We start from the raw sequence: 18,962 nt of genomic DNA, 5'->3' as shown, positions 1-18,962 counted from the left end.
TTTAACTAGGAATGGTTATGATTTGATTGTCTATGAGGCGGACTTCACCTACAAATACAGCAATCGCCAAAAGAACCTCACCCTCTAATCTTTCTTTTGGTTGGAGATGGATTGGATCAACGACTTCCAAATAATCAATACGTAGGGAAGATCCGGTCAGTAAAAAATCTCTTAAAATCTCTTTCCAGAGTCGAATGTCTTTTTCACCCCCGAGAATGGTTTTTTTGGCTAGAGCAAACATTCGGGGAATCAAACTTGCCGTTTCTCTATCTTTTTCTGACAAACGAACGTTTCGCGAACTCATGGCAAGTCCATCTTTTTCCCTCCGTGTCGGAACTCCGATCACTTCCAAAGGGAAATTTAAGTTTTCTACCATCGCAGAAATCACTCGGTATTGTTGGTAATCTTTCAAACCAAAAAAAGTTTTATTTGGTTCTGTCAAATGGAATAGTTTAGATACAATTTGTAATACACCTTCAAAGTGGCCAGGCCTAGTCCGACCACAAAGATGTTTTTGTAATTCAGGAATACTTAAACTAATGGGAGTTTTAGTTTCAGGGTACATTGTTTTTACCTCAGGTAAAAAAACCAAGTCTACCCCCTTTTCTTCGCATAACCGTAGATCATCGTCCGTTTTTATTGGATATTGCGCAAAATCCTTTGGGTCGTTGAACTGAGTTGGATTCACGAAGATAGACATAATGGTTTTGTCTGTTTCGTTCTTGGATGTTTCTACAAGATCCATATGGCCGGCATGTAAACTACCCATAGTAGGACAAAAACCAATACTTAACCCTTCTCTTTTCCATTCTCCAATCTGTTTTTTTAACTCTAATATATCGGATATAACGATCATATTGAATCCTCTGTCCGAACTTTAACACTAGTTCCGTGTTCTTCGTCCAAACCTTCCAATTCAGACATTAATTTAACAAAGGGATACAAGGTTTCTAAGGATTCTTTTGTGACTTCTTGAAAAGTAACTCGTTTCAAGAAGGTATCCACACCGAGAGAAGAATAAATCCGACTACCACGTGCGGTGGGAAGAATATGGTTTGTGCCACTGATATAATCACCCATAGCCACTGGTGAATAAGGTCCAAGGAAAACACTTCCCGCATGTTCGATTTTGGAAAAAACAAAATCGTTTTCCTTAGTTTGGATTTCTAAATGTTCCGGTGCTAGTTCATTCGAAAACCAAATACAATCTTCAAGATTCGGGAATACAAGAATGGCAGAATTTTTATAGATGGAATTTTGTTTCATTTCCAATCGTTTCGGTCGTTCTACAAATGCCTTTTCTAATTCTTCACTCACAAGATTGGCAAAACTTGGATCGGTGGTGAGTAAAATGGCAGAGGAATCCTCACCATGTTCTGCTTGTGATAACATATCACAAGCGACCCATTTGGGATTGGCAGAAGAATCAGCAATGATACAAACTTCGCTTGGACCTGCAGGGCTATCAATTCCAATGAGTCCTTGACCCGCTAAGTAAGATTTGGCGGCAGCTACGTAAGCATTTCCAGGACCCACAACAAATTCTGATTTAGGAACGGATTCTGTTCCATAAGCGGTGGCAGCAATCCCTTGAGCACCTCCCACAGTGACAATTCGGCTGACTCCAAGGATTTGGGAAAGCCAGATCAGAATTTCAGGAAGTCCGTCTTTTTGGGGCGGTGTGATGAGTTGGATATTTCCTACTCCCGCAATTTTTGCAGGAATGACACCCATAAGTACACTAGAAGGATACAATGCCTTTCCACCTGGGGCATATACGGACAAAGAAGGAATCGGAGTGTATTTAACACCTAACCTGTTACCATCAATAACTTTGGACCAGGATTCTCTTTTTTGAGCTTCATGAAAAGCTTCGATATTTGCCTTAGCTCGCAGAAAGGATTCTTTGATTTTTGGATCGATATTAGTTTGGATGGATTGTGGGTCGAGTGTGATCGAGGTAAGTTTGATGCCGTCAAATTTCTCGGTATAATCAATTAAAGCTTTGTCCCCACGAGATTTTACAGCTTCTAAAATCGGAAGAATTCTCTCTGTTGCAGAACTTAAATCTTCTTGAGCTCCTGCGAGAAAACGATCAAATTGATTCCGTGAATTTCTGTCACAGTTTAAGATAGGAATCGGCATAAAATCAGCTTGGAGGGAAGTCCTTCCCTAAACAAGCTTTTTGTCAGAAACGAGAAGAGAATTCGATTTGGTACCTTGACCCATATTCATAAGCCAATTTTGTTTGGTTCCAACCGGCATCCGTTGTCACCGTTGCCTGTACCCTTTTTGCCGATTCACCCAAGGGAAATCCTGATTCGTAGTTTGCCACATTTCGTTTTGCAGAAAAATAAGAATCCACAATGTTATATAGTAAAAATACACCCAAAATACCTGCGCCGGCCTGAATCACACCTAACTCTGTTTTTGCGGTATTAAATTTCGCCTCTGCGTTCGTTCGATTCACTAACCAAAGAAGTTGTGCATCTTGCCTATCCACTAGCAGAGCACCAAGTAATACCGCTGATTGGTAGTCCGATCTTGCACTTAAAAATTTATTATAAGAACTCGCATAAGCTGCAGTGGCAGAAACAGCAACTAACGGGAATACATACAATTTCCAATTTTTGCCATCGATGTATTTTTGTCCCCAACCAGGTAAAATAGTCGAACGCCAAAGAGTAGACCAATAGGGAGTTTCGTAATAATCTTCTGGAATTTCTTTACGAACAATCCGTTCTTGCCTTGCAGCAAAACTCGCAGCTTTCTCCTTGGAATCAGATAAAACAACACGCTGTTTGGCAGTCAGAACTTTGTTTCTAGGGTTTTCTAATACCAAATCATAAATTCCTGTATCTGTATCAGCATCAACGGCAAATGTCGCTTTGGCTACCGAATCCGATTCTATGATTACTTTTTTGGCAAGGATTCGTTTTCCACCACTAGTTACCATATAAACCTTCATGGGATGAATGAAATCCTTTCCTTCGAGTAAAAATACTTTTTCCTTTTCTTCTTTAGAGACAGCAAAAACAGAATCTTTTGTCAGCGTGGGAACCTTAGATACTACGACTTCAAATTTTACCCACTCGGAATAACTTCCCACTTTTCCGAGTTTGTTAACTACCGCTACCCGGTGTTCATAAATTCCAGAAGTATAATTAACTAAATCATAACTAGTTCCATTCACTCGTTCGGAAAGCACTAAGTATCCACTGGAATTTTTGATTTCCAAAACATAACCCGTGGCACCTTCTACATCCATCCAACGAAGTTGGAATTGGGTTGGTTCTTCACCTGAGGACTGTGCGGAAAGGGAAAAAACAAAAACCAAAAAAACTAATAAAAAAGATGAAAACTTATTCCACATAAATCTTTCCTGGAGTTAGGATTTTAGGAACCTTCAGTTCAGGAACAGAAATGAAAAAATCCTGTTTATTATAAGCCGATTCCCTTTCTGTTCCATCTGGTTGTTTGTACAAAGCTGCGACTTCCCAACGGAACCGACCTACATTCAATTTTTGAATTTCGCTAAACTGTAGTTTGGTGGAATTGGTGCGTTCATTCAAAATTTGTTTTTCTCGAATTCCAGATATATCAATCAAATGAATTCGATATCCAGAAGCTTTATCCACAGGTTTCCAAGTAAAAACAACAGAGTTTCTCGAAAACAAATCCACTGTTTCATTCCGAACGGGAGTTAGAAGACTTGGTGGTTCCATACCAGATATCATCTGAAAATTACGCACCGAACTGAGATCACCATCTCCTTCTACAGACCGAACCCGCCAGTAAAATCTACCCAAATCTTTTGATTTGAATTCAAAATAATTTCCAGAAACAGTTTCTTTTAAAACAAGTGGTTGGAAGTCTGACTGCCTTGCAATCTCCACTTCATAGTTGGATTTACCTGTTAACTTTCTCCATTTAAGAACGACAAGGGAACGCTCGTCCACTTCCACCTCAGCTCCGTTTGCTGGTGCAACCAGTTCCATTTCTTCTTTAGCAATCACAGTAAATGTATTTGATTTAGATTCTATGGCCTGTCCATTGGAACCAATACCTTTCACTCGCCAAAAATATGTTCCTATATTAAGACCACCGGTTAGTTTCAAAAAATTATTTTTTGTCGATTCTGATTTTACCTTAGACTGAAAGTTGGAATCATTACTGAGTTCCCATTCGTATCCACTAAAGTCTTTATCATCTTTCCAAGAAAAGAAAAGTTGCGATCGGGTTTGTTCTTCGGCAAATGTTTTTCCACGAACCGGTTCTAATAGTTCCGGAGGAGTGGTATTTGTTTTTTTAGAAACTTGGAAACTAACCACAGTGGACGATTTTTCAGCAATTCCAGGAAGGTTGGATTTGGCTTGGATCCTTGCAAAGTAACTGCCTTCTTTTAAGGAATCAAAAGCAAGAGATTGGTTCTGGGTTTGTTTGGATACGAGTCCCTCAGTGAAATTAGAATCCTTAGCAATTTGTACAGAATAAGATGAATAAAGATCCAATGGATTCCAAACAAACCGAACCACAGGTATGTCTTGAGAATATGTAAAGACTTCCCCCGATTTTGGACTTAAAATCCGAAGTCCGGGATCACTCAAAATTCTAAATTGGAAAACTTCGGTTGTCAGTTTGGATTTAGAAGTTGGATCTTCATAAGATACTCTCCAATAATAAGAACCGGACCCTAATTTTTTAGACAAACTAGCAGAGGTTAGCTTTTCTTTAATAAAGGATTTGGAAAAATCAGGAAATAAGGAAATTTCAATATATGGGTTTGTTTGTTTTACTGAATCGGATTTCCAACCAGAAAGTGAAAAGGAAATCCGTTCGGTACCCGACTCAGAAAGTATATTTTTACGATCTTCCGGCGTTGCCAATCGGTATACCGGTTTGCCTACCTTCACTCCAGAATCGGTAACATTGGCAATTTGGTCTTTGGCAATGGTTTCTTCTTTTCCGTTAGAGGTAAGTTTTGCTTCTCCCTGATCGACTTTGATGTTTAATTCTGATTTCGTTTTATCAAGTTTGACATCACCACTCGCAACCTCGACCGTTTTGTCTCCTGCAGTAATATTCATTTTCATATCACCAGAAACTGTTCCTTCACGGGCCGCTTCAAAAGATCCATAAGCAAAATTGATATTAATATTTTTATCAGAAATATCCAAAAGGATCATGGAGTTTTCGGATATATTGATCTTAGTTCCATCGTTTAACGTAAGTACGGCGTCCGATAGACCTTCGGTGCGAATAGTGTCGCGATTTTTTACTTCCGTTTTGGATTCAATTAAATCCCAAACCACAGCATCATTGTATTTTCTAAGGACGGTTTTGTTTTTAAAGGTGATTACCCCGATGGTCGGGCCAGCAGAATCGTTAAAACGATAGTTTAAATTCCTATGGAGAAGGAAGGAAAATAAAAGAATGAGTAGTATCAAAGAAGAAACCACAAATCTTGTATCGTTTAACAGCCTCATATGTTTTACTTATGTGTCCTTGTAAAAACACCATCCCAACCAGAACCTGGGGGATTCAATTTATACTCTTCACATCGTTCGATGAGCATATGACTGGATTTATCTTTTTTATCTTTAGCTTTTTCGGAATCAGTAAATAGTTTGATTGCCAAACTCCAATTTTGAGCTAAATATGCATTGAAACCCGATTCATAAATTTCTGCCGCCTCTATCGCGTTTGGTGTTACAAGCGAACGGTAACCAATAAGTTCATGGATTTTGACTGGTTCATTTTTTCCTTTTACTCTCACAAGGTCTAAATAACGAGTCACCATCTCTCCTTGAATGGCATCACGAATCGGGTCCGTGATGAGGATATTCACACCATAATCTTTTCCAGCTGCTTCGAGCCTTGCTGCAAGGTTTACGGTATCTCCCATCATAGTGTAAGAAGCAAGTGCATCTGTTCCCATAAAACCAACCTTAGCAGGTCCTGAGTTCAGTCCAATACGAGCATCCATCACTTGGGCTTCTTTGGAATACAGGTTGTTCTCGGTCCAATATGTCCGTAATTCAGCCAGTTTCATCACCATGTCCACACTCGCGCGCGCAGCTTTGAGTTCGTGATCCATAACTGGAACCGGAGCATTGAAGATTCCCACAATCGCATCCCCAATGTATTTATCCAAAACACCTTCGTGTTTTTTTAAGAGAAGGGTCATGGCAGATAAATATTCGTTTAAAAGGGCTGCGAGATCTGCTGACTTTAATTGTTCAGAGATGGTAGAAAAACTGGCAACATCCGAGAAAAATGCAGTGATATGAGTTTCTGATCCTCGTTTCAAAGCAGCAAGATCCACCATAGCTTCTTGTACCACAACAGGATCAATCATACTCCCGAGAATATTTTTTACCTTTTCTCTTTCTTCCAAACCTGCACCCATATCTATGAAATATTTGGTAAGGAGTCCTACTTCATCTTGAGTAGTAGGTTTGATTCCAATTTTGAAATTCCCTTTGGCAATCTCTAAAGTAGCAGTTAAAAGTTGTAATACAGGTTTTGTAATTGTTTTGGAAAAGAAAAACACAAAGATGAGTGCCGAACAAAGACCAATCCCAGCAATGTATAGATTCGTTTTTTGGCTTTTGTAAACGTCAGCAAAGGCCTTTTCTTCGGACACAATCGTGATGACACCCGCATCCGCAAATCCAATCTTTTGAAATGATCCTAAATAGTTACCACCGAGTTCTTCATCTAAATAACTCATCTGCCCCGTATTCGGTGCACTAGTTAACATGGACTTAACGATAGGCATGGAAGCAAGATCCGTCGCCGCAAGAATTAAATCTTCTTTCGGATGAGCGAGTGCGATTCCATTTCCATTCACCATAAAAGTAGTTTCAATTCCCTTTTTCGAAAAGGCACCGATGATTTTGTCGAGTTTGACAATCATCACAAGAGCATTATCATTCTCCCCATTTTCTGATGTAGGAATGGCGATGGCGAACGAAGGTTCCTGGAAACCGGGACTCGAATTCAAAAGTACGGCCTGACCATTAAATGCTTCCGCCAATGCGTCCCTATTTCTATTCACTACGGCATGGAAATCTTCTTCGGTAACGGAACTTTTTTTCAGTTCTTCTTCATTAAAAACTTCTCGTTTCATTACAAGAGTGTTTTCTCTTCTTTCAAAGATTCCCAAATAAATGAATTCTTTATCATTTTGAAAAAAAGTTTTGATAAGAAGTTTTCTTTCGGTCTCTGGAAGTCCTTGAGTAGTAAGTGTAATCGCAATTTGGCGACCTTTTTCAACAACACCTAAAATATCAGATTTTACTTTTGAGCCGATGATCTCTGCTATTCGTATGTTATTGTCACGTAACTGAAGTTCTATGGACCTTTTAAAATAAAAAGAAGCAAAAAAGATAATGACAGATACAGAAAGAACAAATAGAAAACTAATGACTCCCATCATTTTCAACTGAAGAGAAAACTTTGTATTCGATGAATCATCGAATACCTGTACTTCAGGTGTTTCTTTTGTTTCGGCAGACTTTGGTTCCGAAACCAGTTCTGGTTTGAGCGATTTTGTTTCAATCACATCCGATTCGGAAAAAGAGGATTCGATCAAATCATAAGGATGGTTCGGAGATTCATCGGCAGGAGAAATTTCTTCTCTTTCCTCATAAGTAAGCTCCGCATTTACTTCTTCAAAGTGGGTCCTCGAATCGTTGGCAGAAACTAACACAGCTTCTCTTTCTTTTTTTCGACCAGACTTACCCACAAATTCTAATGGTGGATAACTAATGTTATTTTTTTTAGAAACAAGGGAATGGGAAACAGTAGAGTCGGACACCGAACTTGTTTTTCCAGTTAGGCCAAATTTATGAGTGATCCGATCCGGAGAAATTTTATCATCCCATAGATATTCCAAACGAGCAAATACAGATCTCGCCTCTAATTCCGAACCCTTAGGAACTAAAACGTAAACAGTTTTATCTTCCCCTAAATCTGCAAGTTCATTCGCCAAATACTTGTTTGTTGCAATATTATGAATGGAAACAAAAGGAAACTCGAGACGATTTGTCTCTGTAGGGATTCCCCAAAGAGGAGGCCCAAAACGAAACTCCAATTCACCGGCACGCCGAGTTTGAAAGAATATAGTAATCCCCTCGTTCCAGTCCCAAGTTTCTAAACTACTAGGAGATTCATCCCAGAAGAGAAACGCGAGTTTGGACGTTCGGAGGAACGGAATTTCTGCGGAAATTTCTATCATGCCTTTTTTAGTATCGACTTATTACGCCATACAATCGATCTCAATTCTAGATGAAAATCATCACGTTAAATTGCAACGGAATTCGTTCCAGTTTGAGCAAAGGTTTGCTCGATTTTATCTGTCAGGAAAATCCTGACATTATTTGTTTTCAAGAAACCAAGGCCCCTGTGACCGAAATTGACCGCAAAGAATTTCGCGATTTAGGGTATGAAGTGCATAGTTGTCTTGCGGACAAACCTGGATATAGCGGAACGGCAGTTCTTACCAAACTAAAACCAAAATCGGTCACTGTCGGATTTGGTGATGGAATCTATTTATCTGAAGGAAGGTCATTACTTCTAGAATTTCCCGATTTTTTTCTTTGGAATCTCTACTTCCCTTCCGGAACCAGCGGGGAAGAACGCCAAAAGATAAAATACCAATTTTTAGATTCCTTCTTTGAAATGGCTAAACCCTATACTAAAAAGAAAAAACCACTGATAGTCTGCGGGGATGTCAACATTGCCCATACCGAAATCGATATCCACAATGCCAAAGGAAATCAAAAGAGCTCCGGATTTCTGCCAGAGGAACGGGCTTGGGTTTCAAAATTTTTAGAGTTAGGTTTTCTCGACTGTTTTCGCGTGGTGAACCCAGAAGTTCGGGATGATTACTCGTGGTGGACCTATCGTTTTCAAGCAAGAAAAAACAATAAAGGTTGGAGGATTGATTATTTTTTCATTACAAAATCCCCTAAGTATAAAATTGAATCCGTTCATATTGCCAAAGAACCCGTTCTCTCTGACCATGCACCTGTGGTAATGAAAATCCAATTCACTTGACAAAGTTTTTATTTCAGAGGATATTTTTGAAGATGAAATTGGTCGCACCCCTTATCCTTTCTTTATTAACTCTTCAGTGTTCTGTTCTTGGTGTGATCCAAGATAAAATTCCGATGCCTGCCTTTGAATTTGATTCTTTATCGATCAAAAGTATTACTTTCACGGACATCACTCTGAACGTTGTGACTTCCGTGGAAAATCCGTATCCTGTTTCCATTCCGAGTTCATTGCTTGATATGGATATTAAAATTGAAGGTTTAAAACTCTCTCAAATCAAAACAGACCTTGGTGCTATCGAAGGGAAAAAAACAAAACAACTTCCATTGGAAGTGAAACTCAAATATACAGACTTACTCAATCTTTATAAAAAATTTCCAAACAAACCTCTGTTGGAAGTAAGTGCCGAAGGAAATATGAAAGTTCCCATTCCTAAACAGTGGCAACTTCTAGGAAAAGATTCCCTTAGTTTTCCTTTTGTCAAAAAACGGGAAATCCCAGCCATCCTTCCTAACGTAGAAATTCAAAATTTCAAAATTCTTATGCCAACCGAAGCTGATATTCTGAGTGCATCCAATACAGGGGCACTTGCTGACACAGCAACTGGATTTTTAAAGGGACTTCTAGGAGGAACAAAACAACCTGCTACTTCTGCAGCCAAAGCTGGTCTTTCTGGTCTGAAATTGGATCTAAACACAGAATTTGATTTTGTATTTTCTAACCAAGCAGCTTCCAACTTAAACCTTACGGGACTTACCTATGACTTAAATCTAGCCGGTGAAAAATTCTTAAATGGAACTCCAAAAGAAATTATAAATTCGGGAAAAACTTCAACGGTCAAAGTAGCGACAAAGTTTCCAATAACTTCCATTAGCTCCTCTCTCTATAAAACCATCCAATCACGAACGGCACAGTTTGACTTAAAAGGAGATTCGGGGCTGAAAGTTCCTGCCGTACAAGAAACCATTCCTTTTCAATACGAAAAACAAGGGAACTTTAAGTGGTGAAATTTGTTTGAGGTTTTAGGAAAGAAAAGGGCGAAGGAATTTCCAATTCGCCCGCTTTTGCCAAATCGATAAATTTATTTCTTCTTCTGTAACATCTGTTTGATTTCATCTCTAGTCTTTCCTGGATAGAGACGAATTTGGTAACTAATCAAAAACTTCGTGATGATAGGAGTTCCATCTTTCGAAGAATGTTCATAATTAAAACGAGAAGCGTCATTTTGAATGATCTTCGCAATGTCGTTGATCCTTGGTACCCGGCGGTCAAAGGCGATGGATTCCAATTTACCTGTTACGCTATTCAGTCCAATAGTGATCATCCCATCGTCAACAAAGGTCAGAAGGTCAAACTTCTTCATTTCCTCTTTAGAAAGTTCATCACCACCTGGATCTGGTTTTCTACGAATTTTATCAGAATGGCGGATTTGCCTTACGGCATAAGAATCGGAAGCTATGAAAACTCGGAATAGTTCTGTTGGTTGGTCACTTTTTTTCTGGAAAAAAGGAAGTTCCCCTGTATGGTTTTGAACCTCTTCTCCTTTTTCGTTTAAAATGATTTCCCCTTCACCACCTGGTGGTGGAAGGACATCCTTTGTTGGGAGAATTTCTCCAGTGACTTCAGGTTTTGTATCTGTAGAAGGAGTCGATTGGCAATGGATGAGAAGAAAACATAAAAAAGCCAGTACAAACAAATGCAAGAATTTCATTTCGACATCAGTATTTGGGGGTTTCTCTTGAGTGGCAAGAATTTAAAATAGAAAGGACAATCCCTAAATTAAATATTTTGCAAACACTGTGGCAAGTCCGAGGAAAAAGAAAAATCCACAAACATCGGTGGTTGCCGTAACAAAAATAGAAGAAGCAATGGCTGGATCCACACGCATCGCCTTAAGAGCGATGGGAACAAGAGAACCTGTGAGCGAAGCAACAATCATATTCACAAACATAGCCGTTCCCACCACAAGTCCAAGAACAAGATTACCCTTCACTAAAAATATCATACATCCAGTAACAGTACCAAGAACAAGTCCATTCAATACACCAATGGTACATTCTTTACGAACTGCCTCCCACCAATTAGAAAAAGAAAGATCTCCTGTAGCAATATTACGAATAACAACCGTTACTGATTGCGTTCCTGCATTCCCACCAAGCCCTGCCACAATGGGCATAAGGGTGGCTAGGACCACAATCTGTGAAATGGTATCTTCAAAAAAAGCAACCACAGTGGAGCTAACAAATGCCGTAAGTAAGTTTACATTCAACCAAACAATCCGGCGTTTTACCGATTGTAAAATGGGGGTGGATAATCTTTCATCCTCTGATACCCCGGCCATGAGAAGGATATCTTCCGATGCCTCTTCCTCAACGATTTCAAGCACATCATCCACAGTGATTCGGCCAATGATCCGGCCTAAATCATCTGTTACAGCAGCACTCACTAAATCGTATTTTTTGAATGTATTGGCGACCTCTTCCTGGTCCACATCATAATGAAAAGCAAATACAGAGAAATTAGTGATCTTTGCGACCTTGGTATTAATTGGTGTGAGGAATAAATCTTTTAGGGGAATAAAACCTTCAAGAACACCATCTTCATCAGTAACATAAACTTGGTAAATTTCGATTTCTTTGGCTTTTTTACGGACATTGATAATTCCTTTACGAACGTTTTCCGTAATGGATACCGTTGCAAAGTCTTTGGACATTAATCGGCCGGCAGAATATTCCCGAAATCCCAATTGCGATCTGATTTCAAAACTAGCGGCTTTACTTAAATTCGCAAGAACTAACTCGCGCTTGGCTCCGGGAAGATAAGCTAATAAATAAGTAGTTTCATCTGTTTCAATATGATTTAGGGTATTTGAAATTTCATCTACAGAAAGTTCTTCCAAAAAAGATTCCAGAGTTTCCTCTTCCATTTTGATGAGAGAGTATGCTTGGTCTTCTGCGGGAAGGAGACGGAATAAATACAATTCCTCTTCTCTTTCTAAATCACGAAATAAGGTAACGATATCGGCGGGGTGAGCCCCATCGAGCATTGATTTTAATTGTTTGGAATCTTCAGCCCCAATCAGGTCTTTGATCTGACCGACAAACTCATCATAGGAATCGCTGTCCCTGTCGATTTTGATACGGAATTCGGACTCTTTCTTTCTTTCTTCTTCCATAAATCAGCGGATTTCCTGAAATTTGCAATTGACGGTTATGTCACGTGGAGCATAGGCTATATCCTATGTCGGCACGAGTTCGAATTTTGAAAACGAATCTTTTTCTTCTCCTTGTTTTTTCCCAATGTGTCCTCTTCGAACCAAAGATCAACAAGGTTCCTGATGCCTATGTGCGTGATGAGGTAATGAATGCGGAACAAAAAAACGCCACAAAAGTCCTTACAGATAAAATCATCAAACTAAACAATGAGGTCTCGGCCCAAAGAAAGGCGAACAACCTCACGGGCCAAGCCATAAAAATCTCCCAGGCAAAAGTTGCAAAACATAGCTCCCAACGAGATTTGGCCCGGACCAAAGAAACTTATTTTGTATTGAAGGAAGACTCACAAACTTCCAAACGTTATCTAGAAGAAAGCCAAAGTCATGAATTGGAACGTGCCAAAGAAGAAACCCGATACAAAACTTGGATCCAAAAAGAAAAAGAAGACAAAGCTTATTTAGAAATGAAAGAAGCGGCTCTAGGGGAACTTATCGCCGAACTAGAATTAGTGCGTTCTGAAATTGCCGTTAAGTTCCAAGAATCCCAAGGAAAAACACCTGCAGATCCAGAATACATCAAAAAAGAAATTTATGAAACCCAATATGCGGAGAAAAAATCGGATGCTCGCAGGCGTGTCTCTGATTGGGAACGTGTCAAAACGGAAGCCCCTAGTTTGCCAAAAGTCAATTTAGAGGATAGTTTTGACGATGCGAAGTAATTTCAGTTTTTTCTATTTTTTTGTTTTCAGTTTTGTTTTTGTTTCCGGGCTCTCGGCGGACTGGGTTTATTTTCCTTACGAATACAACCAAATCTACAAAGAAAAATATGCTTTGGAATTGGAACTTGCTGATATTCGCAAACAACATCAAAATGAACTGAACCGTTTAGAAGAAGAAAAAAAGGAACTTCAAATCCAAAACCGAAATCTCACTGAAGATTTGGAATTGGAAAAACGAAATCGTGCCAAAGAACAGGACGAGTATTCGGATAAGATGCGCGATTATGATATGCGCCTTCGTAGTTTAGAAAAGAAAGGGACGGACAAAGAACGTCTCCTCGCCGATGAAAATCGTAAACGAGAAGAAAAAGATCGAGCTGATTTGGATGCACTGAAGAAAAAACTCGAAGACCGAGAACGGGAATGCCTTCAAAAAGAACAGAAACTCCGTGAAAGTTACGAATCAAAAATGGATGAATTGAGAGAGAGGATTCGCAATTTAGAAGAAGAACTCGGAAACCTACGTAAACTTACCAAAGAACAAAAAAGAGAATTAGAGCGACTTGCCGAACAAACCAAAGAGTTTGAAGAAAAGTTAGCAAAAGAAATCACCTCAGGTCAGATCCGACTCAAACGATTTCATAACAAACTGATTATCAATATTGATGATAAAATTTCTTTTGATAGTGGTTCTTCTGAATTAAAACCAGCCATTCTTCCTGCCATTGAAAAAATTCGTGAAATTTTGGCTGCTTATCCGGAAAATTACATAGTTGTGGAGGGACATACAGACAATGTCCCAATCAAAACAAAGTTCAGAAATAATTGGCATCTTTCCAGCGAACGAGCATTATCCGTTTTAGAATATATGTTACAAAACAAAAATCTAAATCCGAAGAATTTTTCCAGTGCGGGTTATGGTGAGTTCCAACCCATTGTTCCAAACACTACAAAGGAAAACAAAGCCTTAAATCGCCGAGTGGATATTGTGGTGGTTCCAAGAGCGACAGGTTCACTCAACACAAATAATGACTAAACCCAGACCGAAAAGATCCCGATTGGTGTTATTCTTAAGCCTATCGGGTTTATTATCAGTTCTCATTTTTATCATTGAATGGATTGGTTCCAGAGAGAGTGGAAGCCTTGCTCTATTTGCCGATGCAGGTCATATCATAACAGATGTATTTGCCCATCTAATTTCCCTTTTTGCTCTCCTGATTGCTTCGAAAAAACCAACCCCAAAATACCCTTTTGGATTTCACAGATTTGAGGTTCTAGCGGCCCTTTTTAATGGACTCCTGCTCATTGGAATTGCGGCCTTTATTCTTTATGAAAGTTTAAGCCGATTTTCTGGATCAACTCACGTAGAAGCAGGTACAATGCTCACTTACTCTCTGATTGGATTTTGTATCAATTTAGTTTCTGCGGCCTTACTTGCCGGGGTGAGTAAAGATAGCCTCAACTTAAAATCAGCTTACCTACATGTCTTAAGTGATCTACTAGGAACTTTCTCTGTTGTCGTAGGAGCTCTCATCATCCAGTTCACTGGTTACCGAGAAGTAGATCATTTTTTAAGTATCATTCTTGGAATCTTCATTCTTAAAACTTCATTCGGGATTGTAAAAGAATCGATTGAGATATTGATAGAAGCGGATACAAGTGATTTTGATAAAGATCATTTACTCGAACACATTCGTGTTTTAATAGGGATTGAATCGGTGCAAAACATTACGGTTCGCAAACTCACTTCCGGTATTTTTTCTGTAGAAATACAAATATTAGTGAAACAAGACGCAAACAGAGACAAAATTGTTTTGGAAATCCACCAAGTTTTAAAAACTGAATTTGGAGTTCCTTTTGTATCAGTCGAAATTCTTTCCGCTGACTTAAAAGCTAAATTACAAGCAATCTCAGTGAGAGAAACAGAACGAGAGTTTGGTCATCATGGTCATAGCCACGGGCATGCACACGACCACCACTAAGAAGATTTTCTATTTTTCTTTTGGACTAAATAATTCGTAAAAGAGTCTTCCCAAACAAAAAGTTGGTAATCAGGATCAATCGACTTTAGTTCTTTTGGGGAAGCCAGATTCCAATGCGATGTAAGGGCAAGAAGTAAAGCATCTGTTGGATAGGGAAATCCAGTGAGTAAATATTCTGCCTCCGGATTGCCATTCAATGGAGAAAGAAAGGTTTCTCTCCAACGGATCAGGATTTCTCTCTCTTCTGCGATCCTTTTATTTTCTTTAGATACCGATTTGGTTTTTCCTATGAGTAAAGAAACCAAAGATAGAAGTTCCTTTAAACGAAGTTCCATACCCAGTTTCCCATAATTTTCTAAAATCAGATCCGAATCTAATATGGGATATTCGCATAACGTCAGTTTTAGATGGCTTACTAACGGTGTGAAATCTGTATGAAAACTTTCCTCTATCATTTGATTTTCCACTGCCACATTACTCTCGGCAATGTTTCGCCGAACCGAATAAACTGGATTTTCAGCTTCTCTTTTGGTGACCCAAAAAATAACGTCTGCTTCTCCACCGTTTGTGATAAATGATTTTGTCCCGGAGAGTTTTCCATTCTCTAGTCTGGACTTCAACTTTCGAAGTTTGGTTTCCCAACCCGGCTCACTTACCCCGACAGCATAAATCCTTGTAGGTGTTTCGTTTTGAAAGGCAGCCCAATGGGAACCTTCCAGATTCGTAAGAGTTTGCTTATCCTTTGCGTTTTCATTTTGGAATCGATTTTGCTTTGTAGTTTCGGATTGGAGAAGGATCCCCCCTGCCACATTTACCTCCACCATACAAGAAAGGGCCAAGGATACTCCCACTGGTTCTTCCGCGAGTAATGAAAGTTTCTTTTGAAATTCTAAATAGGACTCAAGGCCCAAAAGGAAATGATAAAAACCCTCCTGAATGAGATAGGGTTTCCAACTCCGATAGAATCCTGTTTCTGGTCCACCAGTATCTTTGGGGTAAGAAGAACCAGATACACCGTATTTTAGAATTAAATTTTCTGAACCGAGTGACACAGCGGATTATTTAGATTTTTTTTTAGAATACTTAAGATCAAGTGCCTTCTCTTCTTCCAATACTTTCTTTAAGTAATGACCAGTAAACGAACGTTTTACGGTAACTACTTCTTCAGGAGTTCCCGTAGCAATCACCTCACCGCCACCGTCACCACCTTCAGGACCAATATCAATGAGATAATCGGCCGCTTTGATCACATCTAAGTTGTGTTCAATGATGACCATTGAATTTCCTTTATCAACAAGGACTTGGAGGACAGAAAGTAACTTTTCGATGTCTTCGAAATGGAGACCCGTTGTGGGTTCGTCCAAAATATAAAGAGTTTTTCCCGTAGGGCGTTTAGACAGTTCCGTAGAAAGTTTGATCCTTTGTGCTTCACCGCCGGAAAAGGTAGTGGCAGCTTGTCCTAGTTTGATATAACCTAGACCCACATCCATAAGAGTATCTAACTTACGTTTTAGGTTTGGAATATTTTCAAAAAAGACAACAGCTTCCTCAATTGTCATTTCCAATATATCAGCTATGTTTTTCCCTTTGTATTTTACTTCCAAAGTTTCGCGGTTGTATCGTTTACCTTTACAAACCTCACATTCGACATAAATATCGGGAAGAAAATGCATTTCAATTTTTAAGATTCCGTCCCCTTCACATTTTTCGCAGCGTCCACCAGCCACATTAAAACTAAATCGGCCAGGTCCATAACCTCTGACTTTGGCCTCTTCGAGTCCGCTATATAAATCTCGAACAAAAGTAAACAAACCTGTGTAAGTTGCTGGATTGGAACGAGGAGTTCTTCCAATTGCCGACTGATCAATATTAATAACTTTGTCGATCTGATCTTTCCCAACTATTTTTTTATGTTTTCCTGGAATGAGTTTCATCCCCATCACAGAACTTGCTAGTTCCTTATAGAGAATTTCATTAATTAGAGTGGACTTTCCAGATCCAGAAACCCCTGTAACAACCGTTAAAGTTCCAAGAGGGATCGATACATCAATATTTTTTAAATTGTTGTGACTAGCACCTGTAATTTTTAGGAATTTTCCATTACCAATACGTCTTGTCTCTGGCATGGAGATTCTTTTTTCTCCCGAAAGGAATTTTCCTGTGACCGAATGTTTGTCTTTTTTGATTTGTTCAGGTGTTCCGAAAGCTACAATTTCCCCTCCGTGGACTCCAGCACCTGGACCCATATCGACAATAAAATCAGCCTCTTCCATGGTTTCTTTATCATGTTCTACAACAAGAACCGTATTTCCCAAATTACGAAGCCCTTTTAAGGTTTGTACAAGTTTCGTATTGTCTCTTTGGTGGAGGCCAATCGATGGTTCATCCAAAATGTACAAAACGCCCATTAGGCGGGAACCAATTTGGGTTGCAAGGCGTATCCTTTGCATCTCACCACCAGATAGTGTTCCTGCAGACCGACTTAAGTTTAAGTATCCAACACCCACATCGTTTAAAAAATGAAGGCGTTGTAAGATTTCCTTCAAAATTGGTTTAGATATGGTGTCTTCTGCTCCTTTATATTCCGATGACTTGGTAAACTCTAAAGCCTTTTCAATCGAATAACCGGTATAAACATCAATTCCAACACCTTGAACTTTGACTGCAAGAGCTTCGGGTCGTAGTCGCCGACCGTTACATTCATCACAATCATGATTTGTCATAAACGATTCAAACCACTGGCGCATCGAATCAGATTTGGTTTCTTTGTAACGACGTTTCAGATTCGGAATCACACCTTCATAATTTTTGGAAAATTCATAATGAGAATTGGCTCCGCGGAAATCATAGTCGATATGAATCGAAGCATCCCCATGTAGAATGGTGTTTCGAACCTTCTCTGATAAATCTTTCCAAGCGGTGTTTAAATTGAATTTCAGTTTTTTAGATAACGCTTGTATGGTGGCCACGTACCAATAAGAATTGGATTTAGAACCACCCCAAGCCTCAATACAACCTTCCGCAAGAGATGCCTCTCTATCAGTAACAAGAAGGGATTCATCAAATTCAAGAAGGGCACCGAGCCCATCACAATTGGAACAAGCGCCAAATGGAGAGTTAAAAGAAAATAACCTGGGAGTGAGCTCTGGAATGCTGACATCATCACACTTGGGGCAAGAAAGTTTTTGTGAGAATAGATGGTCTTTTTCTCCATCTTCCACCACTACAATTCCATCTGCCGTCTTAAGAGCCGTTTCCACAGAATCAGACAACCGGGATTGGATTCCTGGTTTCATTACGATCCGATCTACAACAATATCTATATCTGCTTTGAAGTTTTTCTTTAAGGGAATTTCATCCTCAAGGGAATAAACTTCTCCGTTCACACGAACCCGATTAAAACCTTCCTTTTTAAAACGTTCGAGAACTTCGCGGTGTTCCCCTTTTTTCCCTTGGATGACCGGGGCCATAATTTGGAGTTTGGTTCCTTCCGGGAATAAATTGATCCTGTCTGTGATTTGATCGACCGAAAGACTAGAAATTGGTGTTCCACATTTAGGACAATGAGGTTTCCCTACTCTTGCATATAACAGTCGTAAATAGTCGTAAATTTCCGTGACTGTCCCAACCGTAGAACGCGGGTTTCTGTGTGTTGTTTTTTGTTCAATGGAGATTGCGGGACTTAATCCCTCGATTTGATCAACTTCCGGTTTTTCCATTTGCCCGAGGAACTGACGGGCATAACTAGAAAGGGATTCCACATACCGACGTTGTCCCTCAGCATAAATGGTATCAAAGGCCAAGGAAGACTTTCCCGAACCCGAAAGTCCAGTGATGACCACAAGTTTGTCTCGAGGAATGTCTAGGTTTAAGTTTTTAAGGTTATGTTCTCGGGCGCCACGAATACGAATAAAGGAATCCACATCGGATAGGTTGTTTTCCTCTTTCATTCTGGAAAGAATTTTAAGAAATGACGGAAGAGGTTCG

At 39.5% G+C, this 18,962-nt stretch carries 14 protein-coding genes; 5 read left to right on the top strand and 9 right to left on the bottom strand.

Translation table 11 applies throughout. The annotated features are described in order from the left end of the window. Position 1: 1 nt before the first annotated feature. The 5 genes from panC to EHQ49_RS13680 are packed head-to-tail and all read right to left on the bottom strand — an operon-like array spanning position 2 to position 8,242. Positions 2-856, bottom strand: coding sequence for a pantoate--beta-alanine ligase (gene panC, locus EHQ49_RS13700; RefSeq protein WP_135580227.1), 855 nt, complete (start codon positions 854-856; stop codon positions 2-4). Beyond that, complete coding sequence (gene hisD, locus EHQ49_RS13695; RefSeq protein WP_135580226.1) at positions 853-2,145, bottom strand: histidinol dehydrogenase; 1,293 nt, start codon at positions 2,143-2,145, stop codon at positions 853-855. The genes panC and hisD overlap by 4 nt, the downstream gene beginning before the upstream one ends. 43 nt (positions 2,146-2,188) lie before the next feature. Further along, positions 2,189-3,373: an LIC11435 family protein gene (locus tag EHQ49_RS13690; RefSeq protein WP_135580225.1), complete on the bottom strand. Its 1,185-nt coding sequence runs from the start codon at positions 3,371-3,373 to the stop codon at positions 2,189-2,191. Beyond that, positions 3,363-5,486 carry a FecR domain-containing protein gene (locus EHQ49_RS13685; protein ID WP_208732224.1) on the bottom strand — a complete coding sequence of 708 codons (2,124 nt, stop codon included), beginning with the start codon at positions 5,484-5,486 and terminating at the stop codon, positions 3,363-3,365. The genes EHQ49_RS13690 and EHQ49_RS13685 overlap by 11 nt, the downstream gene beginning before the upstream one ends. A gap of 5 nt (positions 5,487-5,491) precedes the next feature. Further along, entirely contained in the window at positions 5,492-8,242 is a 2,751-nt protein-coding gene (locus EHQ49_RS13680) for an adenylate/guanylate cyclase domain-containing protein (protein WP_135580224.1), read from the bottom strand. Positions 8,243-8,292: 50 nt separating this feature from the next. On the opposite strand from EHQ49_RS13680, the gene EHQ49_RS13675 reads away from it, so the two are divergent. Then, positions 8,293-9,063 carry an exodeoxyribonuclease III gene (locus EHQ49_RS13675; RefSeq protein WP_135580223.1) on the top strand — a complete coding sequence of 257 codons (771 nt, stop codon included), beginning with the start codon at positions 8,293-8,295 and terminating at the stop codon, positions 9,061-9,063. 32 nt (positions 9,064-9,095) lie between these two features. Next, a complete protein-coding gene (locus tag EHQ49_RS13670; RefSeq protein WP_135580222.1) occupies positions 9,096-10,067 on the top strand; it encodes an LEA/WHy family protein in 972 nt (323 codons plus the stop codon). A gap of 74 nt (positions 10,068-10,141) precedes the next feature. On the opposite strand, the gene EHQ49_RS13665 is transcribed toward EHQ49_RS13670, so the two are convergent. Next, entirely contained in the window at positions 10,142-10,771 is a 630-nt protein-coding gene (locus EHQ49_RS13665; protein WP_135580221.1) for an LA_2219 family laminin/E-cadherin/plasminogen-binding protein, read from the bottom strand. A 63-nt stretch (positions 10,772-10,834) separates the two neighbouring features. Beyond that, the gene (gene mgtE, locus EHQ49_RS13660; protein ID WP_135580220.1) at positions 10,835-12,235 is read right to left on the bottom strand and encodes a magnesium transporter; all 1,401 of its coding nucleotides are present in this window, start codon (positions 12,233-12,235) and stop codon (positions 10,835-10,837) included. A gap of 65 nt (positions 12,236-12,300) precedes the next feature. Here mgtE and EHQ49_RS13655 point away from each other — a divergent pair, with 65 nt between their 5' ends. From EHQ49_RS13655 to EHQ49_RS13645, 3 genes are read left to right on the top strand one after another with little or no spacing between them, the layout of a single operon-like run. After that, positions 12,301-12,993 carry a hypothetical protein gene (locus EHQ49_RS13655; protein WP_135580219.1) on the top strand — a complete coding sequence of 231 codons (693 nt, stop codon included), beginning with the start codon at positions 12,301-12,303 and terminating at the stop codon, positions 12,991-12,993. Beyond that, positions 12,983-14,029: an OmpA family protein gene (locus EHQ49_RS13650; RefSeq protein ID WP_135580218.1), complete on the top strand. Its 1,047-nt coding sequence runs from the start codon at positions 12,983-12,985 to the stop codon at positions 14,027-14,029. The genes EHQ49_RS13655 and EHQ49_RS13650 overlap by 11 nt, the downstream gene beginning before the upstream one ends. Beyond that, positions 14,022-14,975 (top strand): cation diffusion facilitator family transporter, encoded by a 954-nt coding sequence (locus EHQ49_RS13645; protein WP_135580217.1) that lies wholly within the window; start codon positions 14,022-14,024, stop codon positions 14,973-14,975. Before EHQ49_RS13650 ends, EHQ49_RS13645 begins: the two co-directional genes overlap by 8 nt. Here EHQ49_RS13645 and EHQ49_RS13640 read toward each other — a convergent pair. Together EHQ49_RS13640 and uvrA are read right to left on the bottom strand one after the other, a co-directional pair. Then, on the bottom strand, positions 14,972-16,027 hold the full coding sequence (locus EHQ49_RS13640; RefSeq protein ID WP_135580216.1) for an acyl-CoA dehydrogenase family protein: 1,056 nt from the start codon (positions 16,025-16,027) through the stop codon (positions 14,972-14,974). The genes EHQ49_RS13645 and EHQ49_RS13640 overlap by 4 nt on opposite strands. A 6-nt stretch (positions 16,028-16,033) precedes the next feature. Continuing rightward, positions 16,034-18,925, bottom strand: a complete 2,892-nt coding sequence (gene uvrA / locus EHQ49_RS13635; RefSeq protein ID WP_135580215.1) for an excinuclease ABC subunit UvrA — start codon at positions 18,923-18,925, stop codon at positions 16,034-16,036. Positions 18,926-18,962 lie beyond the last annotated feature (37 nt).

The sequence above is a fragment of the Leptospira perdikensis genome (genome assembly GCF_004769575.1).
Lineage (GTDB): Bacteria > Spirochaetota > Leptospiria > Leptospirales > Leptospiraceae > Leptospira_A > Leptospira_A perdikensis.
The sequence above is the reverse complement of the archived record's forward strand: the minus strand, read 5'-3'. Positions and strand labels throughout refer to the sequence as shown.